Annotated in this window: 18 protein-coding genes; 11 read left to right on the forward strand and 7 right to left on the reverse strand. The window is 72.4% G+C overall.

Going from position 1 to position 18,886, the window contains the following annotated elements; genetic code table 11:
• Positions 1–175 precede the first annotated feature (175 nt).
• Positions 176–1,114: an N-acetylmuramic acid 6-phosphate etherase gene (locus EDD34_RS04375; protein WP_123813483.1), complete on the forward strand. Its 939-nt coding sequence runs from the start codon at positions 176–178 to the stop codon at positions 1,112–1,114.
• 27 nt (positions 1,115–1,141) lie between these two features.
• On the opposite strand, the gene EDD34_RS04380 is transcribed toward EDD34_RS04375, so the two are convergent.
• The gene (locus EDD34_RS04380; RefSeq protein ID WP_123813484.1) at positions 1,142–1,672 is read right to left on the reverse strand and encodes a GNAT family N-acetyltransferase; all 531 of its coding nucleotides are present in this window, start codon (positions 1,670–1,672) and stop codon (positions 1,142–1,144) included.
• 141 nt (positions 1,673–1,813) lie between these two features.
• Positions 1,814–2,569, reverse strand: coding sequence for a sulfite exporter TauE/SafE family protein (locus tag EDD34_RS04385; RefSeq protein WP_123813485.1), 756 nt, complete (start codon positions 2,567–2,569; stop codon positions 1,814–1,816).
• Positions 2,570–2,672: 103 nt separating this feature from the next.
• Between EDD34_RS04385 and ybaK the strand changes: the two genes are divergently transcribed.
• Positions 2,673–3,182, forward strand: coding sequence for a Cys-tRNA(Pro) deacylase (ybaK, locus tag EDD34_RS04390; protein ID WP_123813486.1), 510 nt, complete (start codon positions 2,673–2,675; stop codon positions 3,180–3,182).
• Between the two features lie 35 nt (positions 3,183–3,217).
• Here ybaK and EDD34_RS04395 read toward each other — a convergent pair whose 3' ends face one another.
• Positions 3,218–3,964 carry a YggS family pyridoxal phosphate-dependent enzyme gene (locus tag EDD34_RS04395; protein ID WP_123813487.1) on the reverse strand — a complete coding sequence of 249 codons (747 nt, stop codon included), beginning with the start codon at positions 3,962–3,964 and terminating at the stop codon, positions 3,218–3,220.
• Positions 3,965–4,088: 124 nt separating this feature from the next.
• Between EDD34_RS04395 and EDD34_RS04400 the strand changes: the two genes are divergently transcribed.
• Positions 4,089–4,505, forward strand: coding sequence for a YccF domain-containing protein (locus EDD34_RS04400; RefSeq protein WP_123813488.1), 417 nt, complete (start codon positions 4,089–4,091; stop codon positions 4,503–4,505).
• A gap of 73 nt (positions 4,506–4,578) precedes the next feature.
• Here EDD34_RS04400 and EDD34_RS04405 read toward each other — a convergent pair whose 3' ends face one another.
• The 3 genes from EDD34_RS04405 to EDD34_RS04415 form a co-directional block, all read right to left on the reverse strand.
• Positions 4,579–5,889 (reverse strand): SGNH/GDSL hydrolase family protein, encoded by a 1,311-nt coding sequence (locus EDD34_RS04405; RefSeq protein ID WP_123813489.1) that lies wholly within the window; start codon positions 5,887–5,889, stop codon positions 4,579–4,581.
• A gap of 142 nt (positions 5,890–6,031) precedes the next feature.
• On the reverse strand, positions 6,032–8,692 hold the full coding sequence (locus EDD34_RS04410; protein ID WP_123813490.1) for a DEAD/DEAH box helicase: 2,661 nt from the start codon (positions 8,690–8,692) through the stop codon (positions 6,032–6,034).
• A gap of 75 nt (positions 8,693–8,767) precedes the next feature.
• Positions 8,768–9,718, reverse strand: a complete 951-nt coding sequence (locus EDD34_RS04415; RefSeq protein WP_123813491.1) for a 3-methyladenine DNA glycosylase — start codon at positions 9,716–9,718, stop codon at positions 8,768–8,770.
• A gap of 66 nt (positions 9,719–9,784) precedes the next feature.
• Between EDD34_RS04415 and EDD34_RS04420 the strand changes: the two genes are divergently transcribed.
• Positions 9,785–10,660: a PhzF family phenazine biosynthesis protein gene (locus EDD34_RS04420; protein ID WP_123813492.1), complete on the forward strand. Its 876-nt coding sequence runs from the start codon at positions 9,785–9,787 to the stop codon at positions 10,658–10,660.
• A 20-nt stretch (positions 10,661–10,680) separates the two neighbouring features.
• On the opposite strand, the gene EDD34_RS04425 is transcribed toward EDD34_RS04420, so the two are convergent.
• A complete protein-coding gene (locus EDD34_RS04425) occupies positions 10,681–11,925 on the reverse strand; it encodes a heparan-alpha-glucosaminide N-acetyltransferase domain-containing protein (RefSeq protein ID WP_123813493.1) in 1,245 nt (414 codons plus the stop codon).
• A gap of 87 nt (positions 11,926–12,012) precedes the next feature.
• Between EDD34_RS04425 and EDD34_RS04430 the strand changes: the two genes are divergently transcribed.
• From EDD34_RS04430 to EDD34_RS04460, 7 genes are all read left to right on the forward strand, one after another.
• A complete protein-coding gene (locus EDD34_RS04430) occupies positions 12,013–12,927 on the forward strand; it encodes a class I SAM-dependent methyltransferase (RefSeq protein WP_123813494.1) in 915 nt (304 codons plus the stop codon).
• Positions 12,928–13,082: 155 nt separating this feature from the next.
• Entirely contained in the window at positions 13,083–13,856 is a 774-nt protein-coding gene (locus EDD34_RS04435; RefSeq protein WP_123813495.1) for a lytic polysaccharide monooxygenase, read from the forward strand.
• A 175-nt stretch (positions 13,857–14,031) separates the two neighbouring features.
• Positions 14,032–14,841, forward strand: coding sequence for an aminoglycoside 3'-phosphotransferase (locus EDD34_RS04440; RefSeq protein ID WP_123816319.1), 810 nt, complete (start codon positions 14,032–14,034; stop codon positions 14,839–14,841).
• Between the two features lie 35 nt (positions 14,842–14,876).
• Positions 14,877–15,659 (forward strand): fumarylacetoacetate hydrolase family protein, encoded by a 783-nt coding sequence (locus EDD34_RS04445; protein ID WP_123813496.1) that lies wholly within the window; start codon positions 14,877–14,879, stop codon positions 15,657–15,659.
• Positions 15,660–15,712: 53 nt separating this feature from the next.
• On the forward strand, positions 15,713–17,128 hold the full coding sequence (gene gltX / locus EDD34_RS04450; protein ID WP_246012183.1) for a glutamate--tRNA ligase: 1,416 nt from the start codon (positions 15,713–15,715) through the stop codon (positions 17,126–17,128).
• Positions 17,125–18,048: a CPBP family intramembrane glutamic endopeptidase gene (locus EDD34_RS04455; protein WP_123813497.1), complete on the forward strand. Its 924-nt coding sequence runs from the start codon at positions 17,125–17,127 to the stop codon at positions 18,046–18,048. The genes gltX and EDD34_RS04455 overlap by 4 nt, the downstream gene beginning before the upstream one ends.
• Positions 18,045–18,836, forward strand: coding sequence for an HAD family hydrolase (locus EDD34_RS04460; protein ID WP_123813498.1), 792 nt, complete (start codon positions 18,045–18,047; stop codon positions 18,834–18,836). Before EDD34_RS04455 ends, EDD34_RS04460 begins: the two co-directional genes overlap by 4 nt.
• Positions 18,837–18,886 lie beyond the last annotated feature (50 nt).

The raw sequence follows: 18,886 nt of genomic DNA on the forward strand, positions 1-18,886 counted from the left end.
TTCGCCCGCTTGACGTGGAGGTAATCTCCGCGAGTGGTGGTAAGTCGGGTAACTGCATTTCACGCGGTCCGATGCCGGGTATGACAGGAGAGGGACCAGCGTGAGCGACATGGTGCGTGCCGTGGCCAGATCCACCCGGTACGGTCGAGCTGCCGGTCGGGAAGGAGAACCACGGATGATCACCGACACGGGGTACGAGAGGGCGGGGTCCGTCCCGCCGGTGCGGGTGTCGTCGCCGACGGAGGAACGCAATCCCCGCACCCGCGACATCGACATCGTTCCCACGGCCGAACTGGTGGCGATGATCTCGGACGAGGACGCGCGGGTGGTGGACGCGGTGCGCGCCCAGCACCCGCAGATCGTCGCCGCCGTCGACATCGCCGTCGACGCCATCCTCGCCGGCGGGCGGGTGCACTACGTCGGGTCCGGCACGTCGGGACGCATGGCGTTCATGGACGCCGCCGAGCTGCTGCCGACGTTCGGGGTCGGGGAGGAGATGTTCGTCGCGCACATCGCGGGCGGCACCGGGGCGTTCGCCCGCGCCGTCGAGGGTGCCGAGGACGACGCCGGGGCGGGCCGTGCCCTGCTCGACGGCGCCTCGCCGCACGACGTCGTCGTCGGGATCGCCGCCAGCGGCCGCACACCCTACGTGCGCGGCGCGATGGAGGCGGCCCGGGAGATCGGCGCGTCGACCGTGCTGCTGGCGTCGAACCCGCTGGCCCCCCTGGCGCCGCTGGCCGACGTCGCCATCCTCGTCGACACCGGGGCCGAGGCGATCACCGGATCCACCCGGATGAAGGCGGGCACCGCGCAGAAACTCGTGCTCAACACGCTCTCGACCGCCGTGATGGTGCGCCTGGGCAAGACCTACTCGAACTTCATGGTCGAGGTCGTCGCCACCAACGAGAAGCTGCGCGGACGGCTCGTGCGACTCCTGGAGCAGGCGACGGGACACGAGACCGAGGCGTGCGAGCGGGCGCTGCGCGACGTCGGGGGAGACCTCCGTGTGGCACTGGTGACCCTGCTCGTCGGCGTCGACGAGACGGCCGCCAGGGCCGCTCTCGCGGCCCCGGGAGTGCGCGGGGTCCGGGGAGCGCTCGACCGGCTGCGCTAGCGGTGTCCTCCGGCGCTGCCGGGGTGGCTAGATCCGCTCCGGGATCTGGGCCGCCATCTTGGCGACCAGGACCTCGCCGCCCTTGGTGAGCTGCTTGCCGGCCTGCTCGAACCCGAGGCGGCCGTGGAAGCGCATCGACCCGGGGTTCGGCGGGTCGAGGTTGATCTCGCACGTGACGACGTCGCGCTCGGCCTCGCGGGCGGCGTCGAACACGGCGTCGTAGAGCTGGCGGCCGATGCCGCGGTTCCGCGCGCGCTCACCGAGCACGATGCGGTCCACGTACAGGTGGTCGAGGCCGCGGTCCTCGAACCAGTCGTAGTTCTCCGACGAGTACTCCGCACCCGGGTCCAGCGCGAGCAGGAACCCCAGGGGGTCGGTGGAATCCGCCGGGTCCGTGGCGACCAGCGCGAGGGACGAGATGCCGAGGAGCTCTCGCATCTCGTCGGCGGGGGTCACCGGGACCGCCGGGACGGCGGCGTTGTTGAGCTCGACCAGGGCCGGGACGTCGGACGCGGTGGCGGGCCGCAGCACGGGGCGCGCGGGGGCGGCGACGGGCATGGGAGCATCCTCTCCTTGAGGAAAATGGGATCGCCGTCACGATACCGGGCACGGATGCCCCGGTTCAGTGGTGCGTCCCACATCGTGAGAGGCCTCACGGGTGCCGGTCCCGCGAACGCTCCGGTGAGGACAGGAGACCGGTCAGGCCAGCAGGTGCACGAGCCCGCGGACGAGCGTCGCCACGCCGCCCGCGTACGCGAGGACGATCAGGACGCGCCGCGTCGCCTCCCGCGAGAGGCGCGGAGCCAGGAGCTCGCCCAGGCCGATGCCGCCGACCAGCGCGCCCGCGATCACCAGCCACTCCCACCACGCGAACGCCGGGAACGTCGCGTCGGCGAACGCGATCTTGGCCGCCATCGCGGCGAGTGCGTTCGTCATGAAGAACGGCTGCGCGGTGGCGGCGAACGACTTCGTGTCCCACCGGTCCAGGACCGCGTACACGGCGAGCGGCGGCCCGCCGATCCCGGCGGCGACACTGCCGAACCCGGAGGCGACACCCGTGACGATCAGGGGGCGCGGGTCGCGCTCGCCGAACCGCCGTCGTTCCCCGCGCAGGCGGGACGTGACCAGGGCCAGCGTCATGGCCCCGACGACGACGGACCCGATGCCGACCTCCAGGGCGGCCGGGCTCGCGTCGCGCAGCAGCAGCGCGGCGGGGACGCTCACGCTCACCGACGCGGCCGCGAGCCACCCGTACCGCCGCCAGTCCACACCGCGCAGCACCCGCCCGACGATGAGCAGCGCCATCGCCGCGCCCACGACGTTCACCAGCAGGACGCCCTCCAGCGGGCCGACGAGCAGCACGATGAACGGCCCGGCCACCAGCCCGAACCCCATTCCGGTCACGCGTTGGAGGGACCCGCCCACCAGGATGGCCAGGACGAGGAGAGCGAGCACCCGACAACTGTACGCGCGGGCAACGCGGGGCGACGCGGCCTCGGGCGGCCCGGCGATCCGCCCGCCCGGAAATCCCGGGACGGGCACGCGGCGGTCGGCGACAATGTGGCTCGTGGCGAAGAAGAAGCGGACAGGACCGAGCGGCGGCGGGACGCCCGCGGTGGTCGCGCTCGAGAAGGCCGGCGTGGACCACGTCCTGAAGGCGTACGAGCACGACGCGTCCCGGGACGACTTCGGTGCCGAGGCCGTCGACGCGCTGGGACTGCCGCCCGAGCAGGTGTTCAAGACGCTGCTGGCCGACGTCGACGGCGCGCTCGCGGTCGGCATCGTGCCCGTGTACCGCAAGCTCGACCTGAAGGCGCTCGCCAGGGCCGTCGGCGGGAAGAAGGCGGCGATGGCCGACATCGCACGCGCCGAGCGGGCGACGGGCTACGTGGCGGGCGGTATCTCGCCGCTCGGGCAGAAGCAGCGGCACGCCACGGTCCTGGACGAGTCAGCCGAGGCGTTCGACGTCGTCTACGTCTCGGGCGGGCGCCGCGGCCTGGAGGTGGGCCTGTCACCGAAGGACCTGCTGGCCCTCACGAACGGCAGCCCGGCCCCGATAGCCCGCTGAGGAGCGAGCGTCACCCAGCCCACCCGGATCGGGTCTCAGGTGCGGCGGGGGCCGAAGACGGCGGTGCCGACGCGGACGATCGTGGCGCCCTCGGCGATGGCGAGGTCCAGGTCGGTCGTCATGCCCATCGACAGTTCCCGGGCGTCGGCGGTTCCCGGCGCGCCGGAGGCCAGCACCTCGTCGCGGATCGCGCGGAGGCGTGCGAAGCCGGCGCGCACCGTGGCGTCGTCGGCGGGATCGCCGTCCGCGTCCAGGCGCGCGCCGATCGTCATGAATCCTGTCAGGCGCAGTCCCGGCAGGGCGGCGACCTCGCGGGCGAGCGGGACGGCGTCGTCGGGCGCGACCCCGGACTTGGACTCCTCACCCGACACGTTCACCTGGACCATCACGTCCAGCGTGCGGCCGTCACGGTCACACCGTGTCGACAGCGCGCGGGCGAGCGTCATCCCGTCGATCGTCTCGACCCCCGTGGCGGTGGCCAGCACCTGGTTGACCTTGTTGCGTTGCAGGTGCCCGATCATGTGCACCTCGAGCGTGCCCGCCGCGACGTGGTCGGCGAGGGCGGGAGCCTTCGCGACGAGTTCCTGGACGCGGTTCTCGCCGACGAGGCCGACGCCGGCCTCGACCGCCGCGATCACGGCGCCGGCGTCCTGGGTCTTGGTCGCGACCAGGAGGCGGACCTCGCCGGGGTCCCGGCCGGCGGCGCGGGCGGCGGCGTCGATGCGGGAACGGACGGCGGAGAGGCGGTCGGCGACGGACGAGGCGACGGGCGAGGGTGGCACGGTCCGAGTCTAGGGAAACCTCGGTGGCTCCCGGCGGCTCCTGGTGCCCGGGATGACGGGGTCAGGGACGAATCAGGGTGATACCCGGTGACCCGACGGTCGCGACATGCGGCAGAATCGCCTCATGTTTCGGACGCTGCTGAACATCATCTGGTTGGTCTTCGCGGGCCTCGGCCTGTTTCTCGGGTACGCGCTGGCGGGGATCATCTGCTGCCTGCTGATCGTCACCATCCCGTTCGGCATCGCGTCCTTCCGGATCGCCGTGTACTCGCTGTGGCCGTTCGGCCGGGCCGTGGTCGACAAGCAGCAGACCGGCGTCGGCGAGGTGATGTCGCTCGTGGGCAACGTCATCTGGGTGATCGTGGCCGGCTGGTGGCTCGCGATCGGTCACATCCTCACCGCGATCCCGCTGTTCATCTCGATCATCGGCATCCCGATGGGCTGGGCGAACCTCAAGCTCATCCCGGTGTCGCTGATGCCGCTGGGCAAGGAGATCGTCCCCAGCGACTCGCTCCTGCCCACCTACCAGCGTTCCGCCTGACCACACCACACCACGGAGTCGAGCGGTCGGCCCAGGGGCCGACCGCTCGACGATCACCCGAGCTGATCCGGGGTCACTTCTCGCCGAGCGACATGACCTCCTGGTCGAGCGGCCCGAGCGTCATGCGCGGCTCTCCCGTCGCGGTGAGCGTCGCGGCGCCGAGCCCGCCGACCGTGCAGCTCCCGCTGACGGGGTTCCCGCCGTTCCACACCTGGCGCAAGCAGTTGCGCTGGGCGAGCTGGCCCCAGTAGTTGGGGTGCAGGGACTCCTGGACCTTGTAGGGCGAGTCGCCGATCGTGGAGACCGTGCGGATCTGGTTGACCCATTCCGTCCGGTCGACCGCGCCCGGGGACTGCCAGTTCGCCAGGCCCACCTCCTCGTACAGACCCACGCCCTCCTCGCAGAGGCGCCGGCCGTCGAAGGCGTGCGTCATGTCGAGGGTGCGCACGTTCGACAGGCCGACGTCGGCCGCCGCGCCGAGCAGCGCCCCGTTGATGACGGGCAGCGCCGTGGAGTTGGCCCAGTTGGCGTCGGCGTTCCACAGACCGCACCCGCCCGTGAACTGCCGGGTGTACCCCGACTGGGAGTACCGGATCCCGGCTCCGTTCGGCACGGGGGACGGATACGTCTGGACGACGAGCGTCCACTGCGAGTCCGCGTAGCCGGCGTTGCGCATCGCGGTGGCGACGTTGCCGAGCGACTCCGCGACGTCGGCCCGCACGGCGGCGACGTTGGCGGCGGTGAAGTTCTGCTCGACCGAGTCGTCGTCGTGGCAGTAGTTCTTCCACCAGGTGGGTGAGGTGAGGAAGTTGACGACGCACTGCTGCACGATGCCCGCGAAGTCGAAGTCGTTGCCCCCGATCGAGACCACGACCATGCGGACGTTCCGCGTGGCGGCGGCCTCCTGGAGTGCCAGGGCCTGCCCCTGGCCGGCGGAGCCGTCGAAGAAGTCGATGCCCGGCTTGAACGTGGACCCGGCGGACGTCGCGGTCTGCGCGCCGCTGCAGGCGAGGTTGAGGCCCTGGGTGCCCGCGCCGAAGTAGGCCTCGGCGGAGGCCGCCCGGTGGCAGCCCGCGATGGTCTCGCCCGTGCCGGACGGGTTGTCGTGGTACGCGTGAGCGCCGAGGGCGTCCGCCCGGCGGTAGTCGTCGTTGGAGCTGCCCGCCCAGCGGCCGGCCTCCCCGGAGATGTACGAGTCGCCGAGCGTGACGACCCAGGGATCGCCGACGCCGGGTCCGTCGGCGGCGGCGGGCGGTGCGGAGACGGCGGACGTGGCGACGAGTGCGGCGGTGGCGAGAGCGACGGCCGACCCGGTCAGAGCGGCTCGGGTACGGGCGCGGATCGAAGGGGTACGGGTCGATCTGACGCGAGGCGAGGTGTGCATTGACCAGACTCCTGTTGTCGGGCGAGGCAGCATCGTTACTGACTCAGTTGGCAACAGTAGAGTCTGGGAAGCGTTCATAAAAGGGCAAATGGTCGCCAAAATATGACGGGGTGCCCTGTTGGCGGGTATGCCGGGCCGCGGCTCAGATCGTGCCGACGCGCAGCGCCCGCAGCATGACCTGGCCGGCCTCGTCGCTGGCGGCCAGGTCGACGCCCGCGGTGATGGCCCAGTCCCGGTTGCCGTCGGCGTCGTCGAGCACCTGCCGCACCCACCAGGTGCCGTCGGGCACGCGGCTGCCGTCCGGCAGCTCCGCCCCCGGCTCGAGGATCGTGATCAGGCTTGCCGCCCGTGCCTCCGGGCCGATGCCGATCGCGTCGTCCCCCTGCTCCTCGAACAGCGGGTCCAGGGCGTCCGCCCAGGCGTCGGCGTCCATGCCGAGCGTCGCGTCGAGCGAGCCGAGCGCCTCGTACGCCTCGCGGGCGGCGAGCTCGACGCGCCGGAACATCGCGTTGCGCACCAGCCGCCGGAAGGCGCGCGGGTTCCCGGTGACCGGGCGTGCCGGAGCCTCCGCCCCCGCGTCCGCGAGCTCGCCCTCGACGACCAGGTCGGCGTCGTCGTCCACCGGGTTCTGCAGCCGCTCCCACTCGTCGAGCAGCGACGAGTCGACGTTCCGCACCAATTCGCCCAGCCACTCGATGACCTCGTGGACGTCCTCGGTGCGGTGCTCCTCCGGCACGACCTGGCGCACGGCCCGGAACGCGTCGGCGAGGTAGCGCAGCACCACGCCCTCGGTGCGTTCCAGCCCGTAGGCGCTGACCAGCTCGCCGAAGGTCATCGCCTTCTCGAGCATGTCGCGCACCACCGACTTGCACGACAGCTCCGCGTCCGCCACCCACGGGTTCGACTGCTTGTAGGTGGCGAACGCGGGCTCCAGGAGGTCCTGGAGCGGCTTGGGCCAGGTGACCTCCTCCAGCAGCTCCATGCGCTCGTCGTACTCGATGCCCTCGGCCTTCATCGCCGCGATCGCCTCGCCGCGCGCGGTCTTCTGCTGGCCGAACAGCACCTGGCGCGGGTCGTCGAGCGTGGCCTCGATGACGGAGACGACGTCGAGCGCGTGGGTGGGGCTGTCCACGTCGAGCAGGTCCATCGCCGCGAGCGCGAACGGGGAGAGCGTCTGGTTCAGCGCGAAGTCGCGGGGCAGGTCCACCACGAGCCGGGCGCTCGGGCGGTATCCCGCGGGCCGTGCCGCGTCCGGGATCCGCACGCGTTCGACGACGCCGGACTGGCGCAGGCTGCGGTAGATGCGGAACACCTGCCGCACGTGCTTCGCCTGGACGGCTTCGGTGTCGTGGTTCGCGGTGAGCAGGTGGCGCATCGCCGCGACCGGGTCGCCGTCCCGTGCCAGCACGTTCAGCACCATCGCGTGGGACACGGTGAAGTTGCTGGTCAGCGGTTCCGGGTCGGCGTCACGTAGGCGCTCGAACGTGGAGTCGGTCCAGTTCACCGCACCGGAGGGGGCCTTCTTCCGGACGATCTTCTTCTTTTTCTTCGGGTCGTCGCCCGCCTTGAGCAGCGCCTTGCGGTTCTCGATCACGTGCTCGGGCGCCATGACCAGCACCTCGCCGAGCGTGTCGAAGCCCGCCCGGCCGGCGCGGCCCGCGATCTGGTGGAACTCGCGTGCCGTGAGGTGCCGCATGCGCTCGCCGTCGAACTTCACCAGGCTGGTCAGCAGGACGGTGCGGATCGGCACGTTGATGCCGACCCCGAGGGTGTCGGTACCGCACACCACCTTGAGCAGCCCCTTCTGCGTAAGGCGCTCCACCAGGCGTCGGTACTTGGGCAGCATGCCCGCGTGGTGCACGCCGATGCCGGCGCGCAGGAACTTGCTCAGCGTCTTGCCGAAGCCCGTACCGAACCGGAACGCGCCGATCTCCGCGGTGATGGCCTCCTTCTCGGTCTTGTCCGCGAGCTTCATGGACAACAGCGCCTGGGCGCGGTCGACGGCGTCCTTCTGCGTGAAGTGCACGACGTACACGGGCGCGCGGTGCGTCTCCACGAGCTCCTGGATCGTGTCCGGGAGCGGCTCGACCACGTAGGCGAACTCCAGCGGGACGGGCCGCTCGGCGCCGGCGACCTCGGCGACGTCGCGGCCGGTGCGCTCATCCAGGTCCTCGCGCAGCTTCGTCGTGTCGCCCAGCGTGGCCGACATGAGCAGGAACTGCGTGTCCGGCAGCTCCAGGAGCGGCACCTGCCACGCCCAGCCACGCTGCGGGTCGCCGTAGTAGTGGAACTCGTCCATGACCACCTGGGCGATCGCGTCGTCGCCGGTGAGCGGGCCGCCGTCGTTGCGGGCCTGTCGCAGTGCGAGGTTCGCCAGGATCTCCGCGGTGCAGCAGATGATGGGGGCGTCCGGGTTGACCGCCGAGTCGCCGGTCATCATGCCCACGTTCTTCGAACCGAACGCGGCCACCAGATCGAAGAACTTCTCGCTGACCAGGGCCTTCAGCGGTGCGGTGTAGTAGGTGCGCCCGCCGCGCCCGGACCGGTTCGCCGCCAGCGCCGCGAACTGCGCGCCCATGGCGACCATCGACTTCCCCGACCCCGTCGGCGTCGCGAGGATGACGTGCGAGCCCGTCATGAGCTCCAGCAGCGCCTCCTCCTGGTGCGGGTAGAGGGGCCGACCGCCGTCGGACGCCCAGGTGCCGAAACTCTCGAACAGCACGTCCGGGTCCGGTGCCTTGCCCGTCGGGGCGGGGATGTGGGGGAGGAGGGTTCCGGCGGGGCGAGGCGTGGTGGTCGTCATGGTGCGCACATTCTCTCAGCCCTGCTGAGGGGCGCGACAGGCGGGATGGGAGACGGAGGAAGTGAGGAGGGACGGTCAGGGGAGAAGGGCCTCGCAGGTCGCCAGCAGGCGGGTGCGGAGTTCGGACGCGCGGGCCGCGAAGTCGCGCTGGCGGCGGACGTACTCCGCCTTGCCGTCCGTCGTCTCGACGGTGACGGGCTCGACGCCGTAGGACGACACGTCGTACGGGGAGGCCGCCATGTCCGTGTACCGGATGTCCCGGGCCAGTTCGAAGGCGTCCAGCAGCAGGTCACCCGGCACGGCAGGCCCGAGCTTGAGGCACCACTTGTACAGGTCCATGTTCGCGTGCAGGCAGGCCGGCTGCTCCAGCGCGCGCTGCGTGGCGCGGGTGGGCCGCAGGGCGTTGCGGTCACGGGCCTCGGGCGTGAAGAAGCGGTACGCGTCGAAGTGGGAGCAGCGCACCGGGTGGGACTCCACGACGGCGTCCGTCCCCGCGTGGCCCAGACGCAGGGGCAACGGGTGCCGGTGGTCCCGTCCCGCCTCCTCGTCCCGGTAGACCATGGCCCATTCGTGCAGCCCGAAGCAGCCGAACGTGCCGGGGCGCGACGCCGTGGCGGCGAGCAGTTCACGCACGTACCGCACCGTGTCGCCGCGCTCGGCCAGGAAGGTCTCCGTGTCGAAGGTGACACCGCCGGGAACGCGGGTGTACCAGCGCCTCGCGGCCGGTGTGGTGGCGGTGTCGGCGGTGTCGGGATCGGCCCCGGGGTCCGCGTCCGCGTCGGCCTCGCGGTCCGTGCCGTCGCCGGCCAGGATCACCCCCGGGCCGGGATGCCAGCGCCGCAGGTGAGCGATCCGGGTCGGGTAGTACGTGAACAGGAAGTCCTCGATCGCGTGCTTCCGCCCGGCCGCCTGGGCCTCGCGCCGGACGGCGGTCAGCGCGTCGGCCCGCGCGGCATGCGCGTCGGCCGCCGCCCGCCACACGGCGACGGGAAGCACGACGGCGCGCTCGCGGAGGATCGAAGTCATCCCCCAACTCTAGGACCGGCCGGTCACGGCCGGATGCCGGACGCGGACCGCGCCTAGGCTGACCGCATGGTTCTCCCCTTCCGCCAGGTCAACGTCTTCTCCGGGTCGCCCACGGGCGGCAACCCCGTCGCCGTCGTCCACGACGCCGACGGCCTCACCGACGAGCAGATGGCCGCCTTCGCGCGGTGGACCAACCTGTCCGAGACCACCTTTCTCCTGTCGCCCACCGATCCGGCGGCCGACTACCGCGTGCGCATCTTCACGCCGTCGGACGAGCTCCCGTTCGCGGGACACCCCACGCTCGGCACCGCTCACGCCTGGCTCGAGGCCGGCGGCACGCCCGCGGGCGGCGCCGTGGTCCAGGAGTGCGGCGTCGGCCTCGTGACGGTCCGCATCCAGGAGCCGGCCGACGGCGAACCGCGCCGCGCCGGCTCGTCGCTGCTGGCGTTCGCCGCGCCGCCGCTCATCCGGTCCGGCCCCGTCTCCGAGGAGGATCGTGCGCGGATCGCCCGGGCCCTGCGGATCGACGTGTCCGACATCGCCCGCGCCGCCTGGGTCGACAACGGCCCCGGCTGGGTGGGCGTCCAACTGCGCGACGCCGAGGCCGTGCTCGCGCTGCGGATCGACCCCGCGCGGTTCGCCGACCTCAAGATCGGGGTGATCGGCCCGCACTCGCCCGCCGACCGCCGTCGGCTCGGCGCCGACGTCGAGGTGCGCGCGTTCGTGCCGTCCCTGGGGGTGTCCGAGGACCCGGTGACCGGGAGCCTCAACGCGAGCCTGGGGCAGTGGCTCGCGGGGGAGGTGCTGCCGTCGTCGTACGTGGCGTCGCAGGGCACGGTGCTCGGACGGGAGGGCCGCGCTCACGTCACGAAGACGGACGAGGGCGAGGTGTGGCTCATGGGCGAGACGATCACGACGATCACCGGCGAGGTCGGCCTCTGACCCACGACGGCGGCCCCCCCTCACGGCCGTATCGGTGGCACCCGTCCCGTGACCCACCGGGCCCAGGCCGCCATCGCGCGTTCCAGCGGGCCCTGGCCGAACAGCGCCCGCCACACGGTGGCCGCGGCCAGGGTGATCAGCACCATCCAGCCGAGCGGGCCGTTCGTCGGCGGGTCCAGCAGGTCGAAGCCGGCGGCGGTCACGGCCCAGATGGCGACGATCTGCGCGGAGTAGACGGTCAGAGCCATCGCGCCGACGGCGGCCACCGGCGCCAGCACGCGCGCTCCGATCCGGCCGGCGAACAGGCACAGCCCGATCACCCCGAGGGCGAACCCGCCGGAGCCGAAGACCTCGAACATCGTGTCGTCGTGCGGGCCGTCGAGCCAGAGATAGAGCGGTGTCGGCCAGGGATCCCCGAGGCCGAGCGCGTCCGGCCCCACCCAGCGGGCGGTGGTCGCCTGGAGGTTCGCCTCGATCGCCTCCCGGCCGCCCGCCTCCGCGACCATGCTCGCGGAGGCGAGGGCGCACACGAAGGCGGTTCCGAAACCACCGGCCACGAGCCCGAACCTCAGCCACACGCTGCGCAGGTCGCTGCGCCCCACCGCCAGGCCCGCGAGCACGAACGCCATCCAGACGATCGCCGGATAGTGGCCCGTGAGCAGGAAATCCGTGAACGCGCCCGAGCCGTCGCGCGGGAGCCGGAGCCCCAGCCGGGCCAGCGCCTCGGGGCCGTAGTAGGCGATCGGTGGCCCGAGAACGCCGATCGTCACCGCGAGCGGCGCGAGCTCGGAGGGTCGCAGCCGCAGGAAGGGCAGCGCCAGCACGAAGAACAGCGCGTAGAAGCCGAGGATGAGCGCGACGCGGGTGCCCAGCAGGTCGAGGAACGCGACCAGCGCCAGCAGCGCGACCGCGCGCGCCAGGATCGTCACCCGGGCGGCGGCGAGATCCCTGCCCGACGGCGGCTCCCGGCGGCCGGTCGCCAGCCCCAGCGACACGCCCGCCACGGTGGCGAACAGGATGGACGAGCGGCCGTGCGTGAGCCCCAGCCAGCCCTCGAGGGTGCCGAGGTCGTCGGACGTCACGCCGACGTGCGCCGTGAACATTCCGAGCACGGCCAGCCCGCGGGCGACGTCGACCCCGGGCACCCGGCCGGGGCCTCCTGCCAGGCGGCCGGCCGCACGGGCGAGCGGTCCCGTGCCCCGGACCGCCGTCGTCCCCGTCCGGGCCTCGTGGGCTGGTGCGGGATCCGCTGACGGAGTGGTCATACCAGCATCCTCGCAGGCTCACGGCGCATCGTCCCGCTCCGTGAGAACCCCCGTGTGACGCCCGCCTCACCTGGGTAGCGTGAAAACATGAGACCCAGTACCGAATCTGCGGTGCCCCCACACGACGCGCCCGCAGGTACCGATCCCGTCGACGCGATCGATGCGCCCGGTCACCACCGCAGCGACCTGACGAAGGAGTCGGAGTCGTACACGCACGGCCACCACGAATCGGTGCTGCGCTCGCATCGCGCCCGCACCGCGGCGAACTCCGCCGCGTTCCTGCTGCCCCGGCTCGGTGCGGGCATGCGCGTGCTGGACGTCGGCTGCGGTCCCGGCACCGTGACCGTCGACCTGGCCGAGAAGCTCGACGGCGGCGAGGTGGTCGGCGTCGACGCCGCCGCCGGCGTGCTGGCCTCCGCCCGCGAGCTGGCCGCGCAGCACCCCACCGCCAACGTGCGGTTCGAGCACGCGAACGCCTACGAGCTGCCGTTCGACGACGACACGTTCGACGTCGTCTTCGCCCACCAGCTCCTGCAGCACCTCTCGGAGCCCGTCGTCGCGCTGCGGGAGATGAAGCGCGTGGCCAGGCCCGGCGGCTTCGTGGCGGTGCGGGACGCCGACTACGCGGCCATGGCCTGGTACCCGGCGTCGGCCGAGCTGACCGAGTGGAACACCCTCTACCACGAGGTCACGCACGCCTACGGCTTCGAGCCCGACGCCGGCCGCCACCTGCTGTCCTGGGTGCGGGAGGCCGGCTTCGACCCGGCCGGGATCGTCCCCACCGCCAGCTCGTGGTGCTACGCCACGCCCGAGGACCGGCGCTGGTGGGGCGACCTGTGGGCGCAGCGGTGCACGGAGTCGAACTTCGCGGTACAGGCGAGGGAGGCGGCGCTGGCCGACGAGGTCGGCCTGGAACAGCTCGCGCAGGGCTGGCAGGAATGGGCGGCGGCCGACGACGGCTGGTTCGCGGTGCTGCACGGCGAGGTGCTGGCGCGGGTGTAGGTGCGGCCCGGCGGCCGGCGCCGGGAGCGGTACGGGGTTTCCCCGGCTACGTGGTTGCCCCAATTGTCAGGTGAGTGACCTATTCATACGGTCAAGTGGACCGACGGCGACGCGGGGGCCGTCCCCGCCGCACCCACTGACCGAGGTGATCCGACATGAAAGGCACCGCACTCTCCCGAGCAGCACTACCCCGGACCCGGCTCACGCCGGGCCGCCTGGCACTGGCCGTCCTGGCCGTGCTCGCGCTGGCCGTCACGGCGCTCGTCGCCGCACCGATCTCCCTGACCCCGTCCGCCCAGGCGCACGGCTGGGTCTCCGACCCGCCCAGCCGCCAGGACCACTGTGCCGCCGGCACCGTGAGCCACGACTGCCAGGGCATCCAGTACGAGCCGCAGAGCGTCGAAGCCGCCAAGGGCTCGATGCAGTGCTCCGGCGGCTCCCGCTTCACCAACCTCGACGACGACTCCCTCGCCTGGCCGCGCACGACCATCGGCAGCACCCACACGTTCACGTGGACCGTCACGGCCAACCACCGCACCTCCACGTGGGAGTACTTCGTGGACGGACAGCTCTTCCGCACCTTCGACGACGGCGGCGCGCAGCCACCGTCCACGGTGCACCACACGCTGTCCGGCCTGCCGTCGGGCAACCACAAGATCCTCGCGCGGTGGAACATCGCGGACACGGCGATGGCCTTCTACGCGTGCATCGACGTGAACGTCGGCGGTGGGGGCGGCGACCCGACCGACCCGCCGGACCCTGACCCCGGCGAGTGCTCCGCGGCCGCGTGGGACGCGACGGCCGCCTACCTGGGCGGCGCGGAGGTCTCCTACCAGGGCGGCCACTACCGGGCCAAGTGGTGGACCCAGGGCGAGGTGCCCAGCGAGTCCGGCCAGTGGGGCGTCTGGGAGGACCTCGGACCCTGTTGACCGATCCCGCCGGCGGCGGAGGCGGGCGCCGTCTCCGCCGCCGGCGGTGCCCGTCCCCGCCGCGACCCGATGGCACGGACCTCCGGCGCTCGCCGATGTCGGTGCGTACCCGTCAGGCTTGCGAACCGGGACCCACTTTTCACCCGTTCCATGGCAGCATGATCGCGTGCCGACCATGGTCGTGCGGGGTGTTCACCCCGCTCCTGTCGAGGTCCCGGACGCGGTGCACGCGCTCGCCGGCTGGTACGTGGGCTGGGGGAGCGTCACCCCCGTCTGGCGCAACGATCTGGGCGGACTCACCTTCCGCCTCGAGGACGCACCGCTGCTTTCCGGCCCGGGCACGGACGCCCGGCCCGCCCGCTACCTCAAGTGGGTCCCCGCCGGTGCGCCCTGCCCCGACCCGTTCGCCGAGGCCGGGCGGCTGACGTGGGCCCGCCGGTCCGCCGTCGTCCCGCGCGTGCTCGACGTCGGACGCGGCGACGACGGTGCCTGGCTGCTGACCGAGGAACTGCACGGCACGTCCGCCATCGACCCGCGGTGGCGGGAGCAGCCGCGGGCCGCGGCGCGCGCCATCGGCGAGGGCCTGCGCCTGCTGCACGACACCGCGCCCGTGTCCGACTGCCCGTTCGCGTGGACGCCCGCCGCCCGCACCGCCGCCCTCCCCCCGGAGGTCCGCGCCGCCGTCGGGCGGGCCCCGGCCGTCGACCGTCTCGTGGTCTGCCACGGCGACGCGTGCGTCCCCAACACGCTCCTGCACGACGACGGCACGTTCGCCGCGCACGTGGACCTGGGAGAACTCGGCGTCGCCGACCGCTGGAGCGACCTCGCGGTCGCGTCCCGCTCCGTCTCCCGGCGGTTCCAGGACCCCGGCCTGGCCACGGAGTTCTTCGCCGCGTACGGGGTCGCGCCCGACCCGGAGCGCATCGACTGGTACCGGCGGCTGTGGGACGTCGTCGAGCAGTACCGCACCCGCCTCCGGCGGTGATCGCACCACCGCCGCCGGCGACGTAGATTGTTCGCGTGCGTATCGCGAGATTCACCACCGGAGACGACCCGAAGTTCGGCCTCGTGCAGACCGAGGGGGACAGGACCTTCCTCGCCGTGCTGGGCGGCGATCCGCTGTACATGCCGGCCATGCCGACGGGCGAGCGCGTCGAGCTGGGCGACGGGGTCCGGCTGCTCGCGCCGGTGATCCCGCGGTCCAAGATCGTGGCCGTCGGCAAGAACTACGCGGCGCACGCCGCCGAGATGGGCGGCGAGGTGCCGGCCAGCCCCCTGCTGTTCTTCAAGCCCAACACCTCCGTGATCGGGCCCGACGACCCGATCGTGCTGCCCGACTTCTCCGACGAGATCAGCTACGAGGCCGAGCTCGCCGTCGTGATCGGGAAGCTGTGCAAGGAGGTGACCGAAGAGGCGGCGGCGTCCTACATCCTCGGCTACACCGTCGCGAACGACGTCACCGCGCGCGACGCGCAGCGCACCGACGGGCAGTGGGCGCGAGCCAAGGGCTTCGACGGGTCGTGCCCGCTCGGGCCGTGGATCGACACCGACCTCGACCCCGAGGACGTCGGCGTCATGTCCCGCGTGAACGGCGAGACCAAGCAGGACGGCCGCACCCGCGACCTCGTGTTCGACGTGCCGTTCCTCGTCTCCTACATCTCCCAGGCCATGACGCTGCTGCCGGGCGACGTCATCCTCACCGGCACGCCCGCCGGCGTGGGGCTCGTGGACCACGGCGACCGCGTCGAGTGCGAGGTCGAAGGACTGGGCGTGCTGACGAACCCGGTGCTGCGGCGGAGCTGAGGCGGCGCGCCGCCGTCGTCGCGGTGTCGGACACGCCGACTACGCTGGGCCGCGTGAACTCCTCGACCCCCGTACGCGTCCGATTCGCCCCGTCGCCCACCGGCATGTTCCACGTCGGCGGCGCCCGCTCCGCCCTGTTCAACTGGGCCGTGGCCAAGCAGCAGGGCGGCGTCTTCGTGCTGCGCATCGAGGACACCGACGCCTCGCGCAACAAGCCCGAATGGGTGGACGGCATCCTGTCCGCGATGGCGTCGCTCGGCATCACCGCCGACGACCCGGCGTTCGAGGGGCCCTACTACCAGTCCGCCAACGCCGGCATCCAGCGCGACGCCGCCGCCCGCCTGCACGCCGGCGGCAAGGCCTACTACTGCGACTGCACCCGCGACGACGTCCTCGCCCGTACCGGCAACCAGCAGACCGGCTACGACGGCCACTGCCGAGACCGCGGCCTCGACCACGCCGCCGGCCGCGCCCTGCGCTTCCGCACGCCCGACGACGGCGAGACGCACGTCGTCGACCTCATCCGCGGCAACCCCGCCTTCCCGAACGACACCCTCGAGGACTTCGTCATCGCCCGCGGCGACGGCTCACCCGTGTTCCTCCTCGCGAACGTCGTGGACGACATGGACGAGCACATCACCCACGTCATCCGCGGCGAGGAGCACCTGCCCAACACCCCCAAGCAGCAGCTCCTGTGGGAGGCGCTGGGCGCCACCCCGCCCGTCTGGGCGCACCTGCCCGTCATCGTCAACGAGAAGCGGCAGAAGCTCTCCAAGCGCCGTGACAAGGTCGCCCTCGAGGACTACCTCGCCGACGGCATCCTGCCCGCCGCCATGGTCAACTACCTCATGCTGCTCGGCTGGGCCCCCGGCAACGACGAGGAGATCCTCCCGTTCGACGAGCTCGTGCGCCGGTTCCGCATCGAGGACGTCAACTCCGCCTCCGCGTTCTTCGACCTGAAGAAACTCACCGCGTTCAACGGCGAGTACATCCGCGCACTGCCGCTGGACGAGTTCAAGGACGCCTGCGCGCCCTGGCTCGCCGCCCCGCACGCGCCCTGGAGCCCGGCGCAGTTCGACCAGCGAGCCTTCGACGCCGTCGCACCGCTCGCCCAGACCCGCGTCGCCCTGCTGAGCGAGATCACCGACAACGTCGACTTCCTGTTCCTCGACGAGCCCGCCATCGACGAGGACTCGTGGAACAAGGCCATGAAGGGCGACCCGGCCACCCTGCTCGCCGACATGCGGGCGGCGCTCGCGGGCGCGGCCTGGGAGGCGGACGCGCTCAAGGAGACGGTGACCGCCGTCGGCGAGAAGCACGGCCTCAAGCTCGGCAAGGCGCAGGCACCGGTGCGGGTGGCCGTCACCGGCCGCCGCATCGGGCTGCCGCTGTTCGAGTCGCTCGAGGTGCTCGGGCGCGATCGCGCCCTGGCCCGCCTGGACGCCGCGATCGAGCGGCTCGCCGCATGACGGAGCTCCGTCCCTACCCGCAGGCATGGCGCGGCCCGGGGTACCGCTGGTGGCGGCCGCTGCTCACGGTCGGTGTGATGATCGCCGGGGCCGGGGTGTTCTTCCTCTGGTCCGCCTTCGCGCAGCTCGGGGCGGTCCTCGCGAACGACCCGGCGGGGTTCGTCACCCGGTTCGAGGACGCCGCCCTGGACACGGAGTGGCTGACCACGCCGCTCGGGCTGCTGGCGACCAACATCTCCCTCGCCATCCCGATCCCGATCGCGCTGCTGGCGGCCCTGGTCGCCACGGGGCGGCCCGGGCTGGTCTCCTCGGTGATCGGGCGGCTGCGCTGGGGGCTGCTGCTCGGCGCGGCGGGTGTGTCGGTCCTCGTGCTGGTGCCGCTCGGGTTCGTGCTGCAGTGGTTCGCGCCGACGTCGAGCGAGCAGCTCACGATCGACCCCGCCGCGGGCTGGCCGCTGGTCGCGCTGGTGATCCTGCTGACCACGCCCCTGCAGGCCACGGGGGAGGAGTACTTCTTCCGCGGCTGGCTCCAGCAGGTGGTGGGGGCCTGGTGCCGGCCGGCATGGCTCGCCGTCCTGCTTCCCATGCTGCTCTCGGCCACGCTGTTCGCGCTCGCGCACGGGCTGCAGAACCCCTGGCTGTTCGCGGACCGGTTCTTCTTCGGCGTGGTGGCGAGCGTGCTGGTCTGGCGCACGGGCGGCCTGGAGTGCGCCATCGCGCTGCACGTGGTGAACAACCTGTTCGCGTTCGGCGCCGCGATCGCCACCGGCACCATGGCCGAGACGATGCTCATCACCGAGGTGAGCGCGCTGTCCGGCGTGCTCAGCATGACGGGGACCGCCGTCTCCGGCGCCGCCCTGCTGGCCTTCGCCCGCTGGCGCAAGGCGCAGCGACTGACCGGGCGGACGGCGTCCGCATGACCGAGAAGAAGACCGAGAAGAAGGAGTGGCTGGTGGACGGTGTCCTGTTCGACGTCGACGACACCCTCGTCGACACCCGCGGTGCCTTCGCCCGCGCGCTGGACGCGGTACGGGAGCGGTACCTGCCCGCCACCAGCGCGGAACACCTCGACGAGATGCTCCACCACTGGCGGTCGGACCCGGCCGGCTGGTACCGCCGGTACACCCTCGGCGAGACCGACCACCGTACGCAGCGCCGTCACCGCGCGGCGTTGCTGCACGAGACCTTCGGCGGCGAACCCGTCACCGAGGAGATCTTCGACGAGTGGGACGGCCTGTTCTGGGGCACCTTCGAGGACTCCTGGACCCCGTTCGACGACGCCGCTCCCGCGCTCGCGGCGGCACGTGAGGCCGGGCTGCGGGTGGGGGTCGTGACGAACGCGTCCGTGGAGCTGCAGGAGCGCAAGCTGGCGGCCGTGGGGCTGTCCGCCCTGCCCGTGCTGGTAGGGGTCGACACGCTCGGGTTCGGCAAGCCTGACCCGCGGGTCTTCACCGAGGGGGCGCGGCTGCTGGGGACGGACCCGGCCCGGACCGCCTACGTGGGCGACGAGCCGTTCGTGGACGCGACGGCAGCCCGGGACGCCGGCCTGCTCGGTGTGTGGCTGGCCCGGCACGGCGTGCGGAAGCGGCTACACGAGACGGAGGATCACGACGCGATGCGCGCGTCCGGGGTGCCCGTCATCACCGGGCTCGACGAGCTGCCCGCCGCGCTCTCCGGGGGCCGGGAATACTCGTCCACGCCGGCGTGATGTACCGCACCCTGATCCACTTTGGCAGGTCGGCGACTCTCGGGTAGTGT

Source organism: Myceligenerans xiligouense (assembly GCF_003814695.1).
Lineage (GTDB): Bacteria > Actinomycetota > Actinomycetes > Actinomycetales > Cellulomonadaceae > Myceligenerans > Myceligenerans xiligouense.

Coding starts and splice junctions, on each gene's coding strand:
- EDD34_RS04375 (WP_123813483.1), top strand. CDS start 176: ATGATCACCGACACGGGGTACGAGAGGGCGGGGTCCGTCCCGCCGGTG.
- EDD34_RS04380 (WP_123813484.1), bottom strand. CDS start 1,672: ATGCCCGTCGCCGCCCCCGCGCGCCCCGTGCTGCGGCCCGCCACCGCG.
- ybaK (WP_123813486.1), top strand. CDS start 2,673: ATGTGGCTCGTGGCGAAGAAGAAGCGGACAGGACCGAGCGGCGGCGGG.
- EDD34_RS04400 (WP_123813488.1), top strand. CDS start 4,089: ATGTTTCGGACGCTGCTGAACATCATCTGGTTGGTCTTCGCGGGCCTC.
- EDD34_RS04405 (WP_123813489.1), bottom strand. CDS start 5,889: ATGCACACCTCGCCTCGCGTCAGATCGACCCGTACCCCTTCGATCCGC.
- EDD34_RS04410 (WP_123813490.1), bottom strand. CDS start 8,692: ATGACGACCACCACGCCTCGCCCCGCCGGAACCCTCCTCCCCCACATC.
- EDD34_RS04415 (WP_123813491.1), bottom strand. CDS start 9,718: ATGACTTCGATCCTCCGCGAGCGCGCCGTCGTGCTTCCCGTCGCCGTG.
- EDD34_RS04420 (WP_123813492.1), top strand. CDS start 9,785: ATGGTTCTCCCCTTCCGCCAGGTCAACGTCTTCTCCGGGTCGCCCACG.
- EDD34_RS04425 (WP_123813493.1), bottom strand. CDS start 11,925: ATGACCACTCCGTCAGCGGATCCCGCACCAGCCCACGAGGCCCGGACG.
- EDD34_RS04430 (WP_123813494.1), top strand. CDS start 12,013: ATGAGACCCAGTACCGAATCTGCGGTGCCCCCACACGACGCGCCCGCA.
- EDD34_RS04435 (WP_123813495.1), top strand. CDS start 13,083: ATGAAAGGCACCGCACTCTCCCGAGCAGCACTACCCCGGACCCGGCTC.
- EDD34_RS04440 (WP_123816319.1), top strand. CDS start 14,032: ATGGTCGTGCGGGGTGTTCACCCCGCTCCTGTCGAGGTCCCGGACGCG.
- EDD34_RS04455 (WP_123813497.1), top strand. CDS start 17,125: ATGACGGAGCTCCGTCCCTACCCGCAGGCATGGCGCGGCCCGGGGTAC.
- EDD34_RS04460 (WP_123813498.1), top strand. CDS start 18,045: ATGACCGAGAAGAAGACCGAGAAGAAGGAGTGGCTGGTGGACGGTGTC.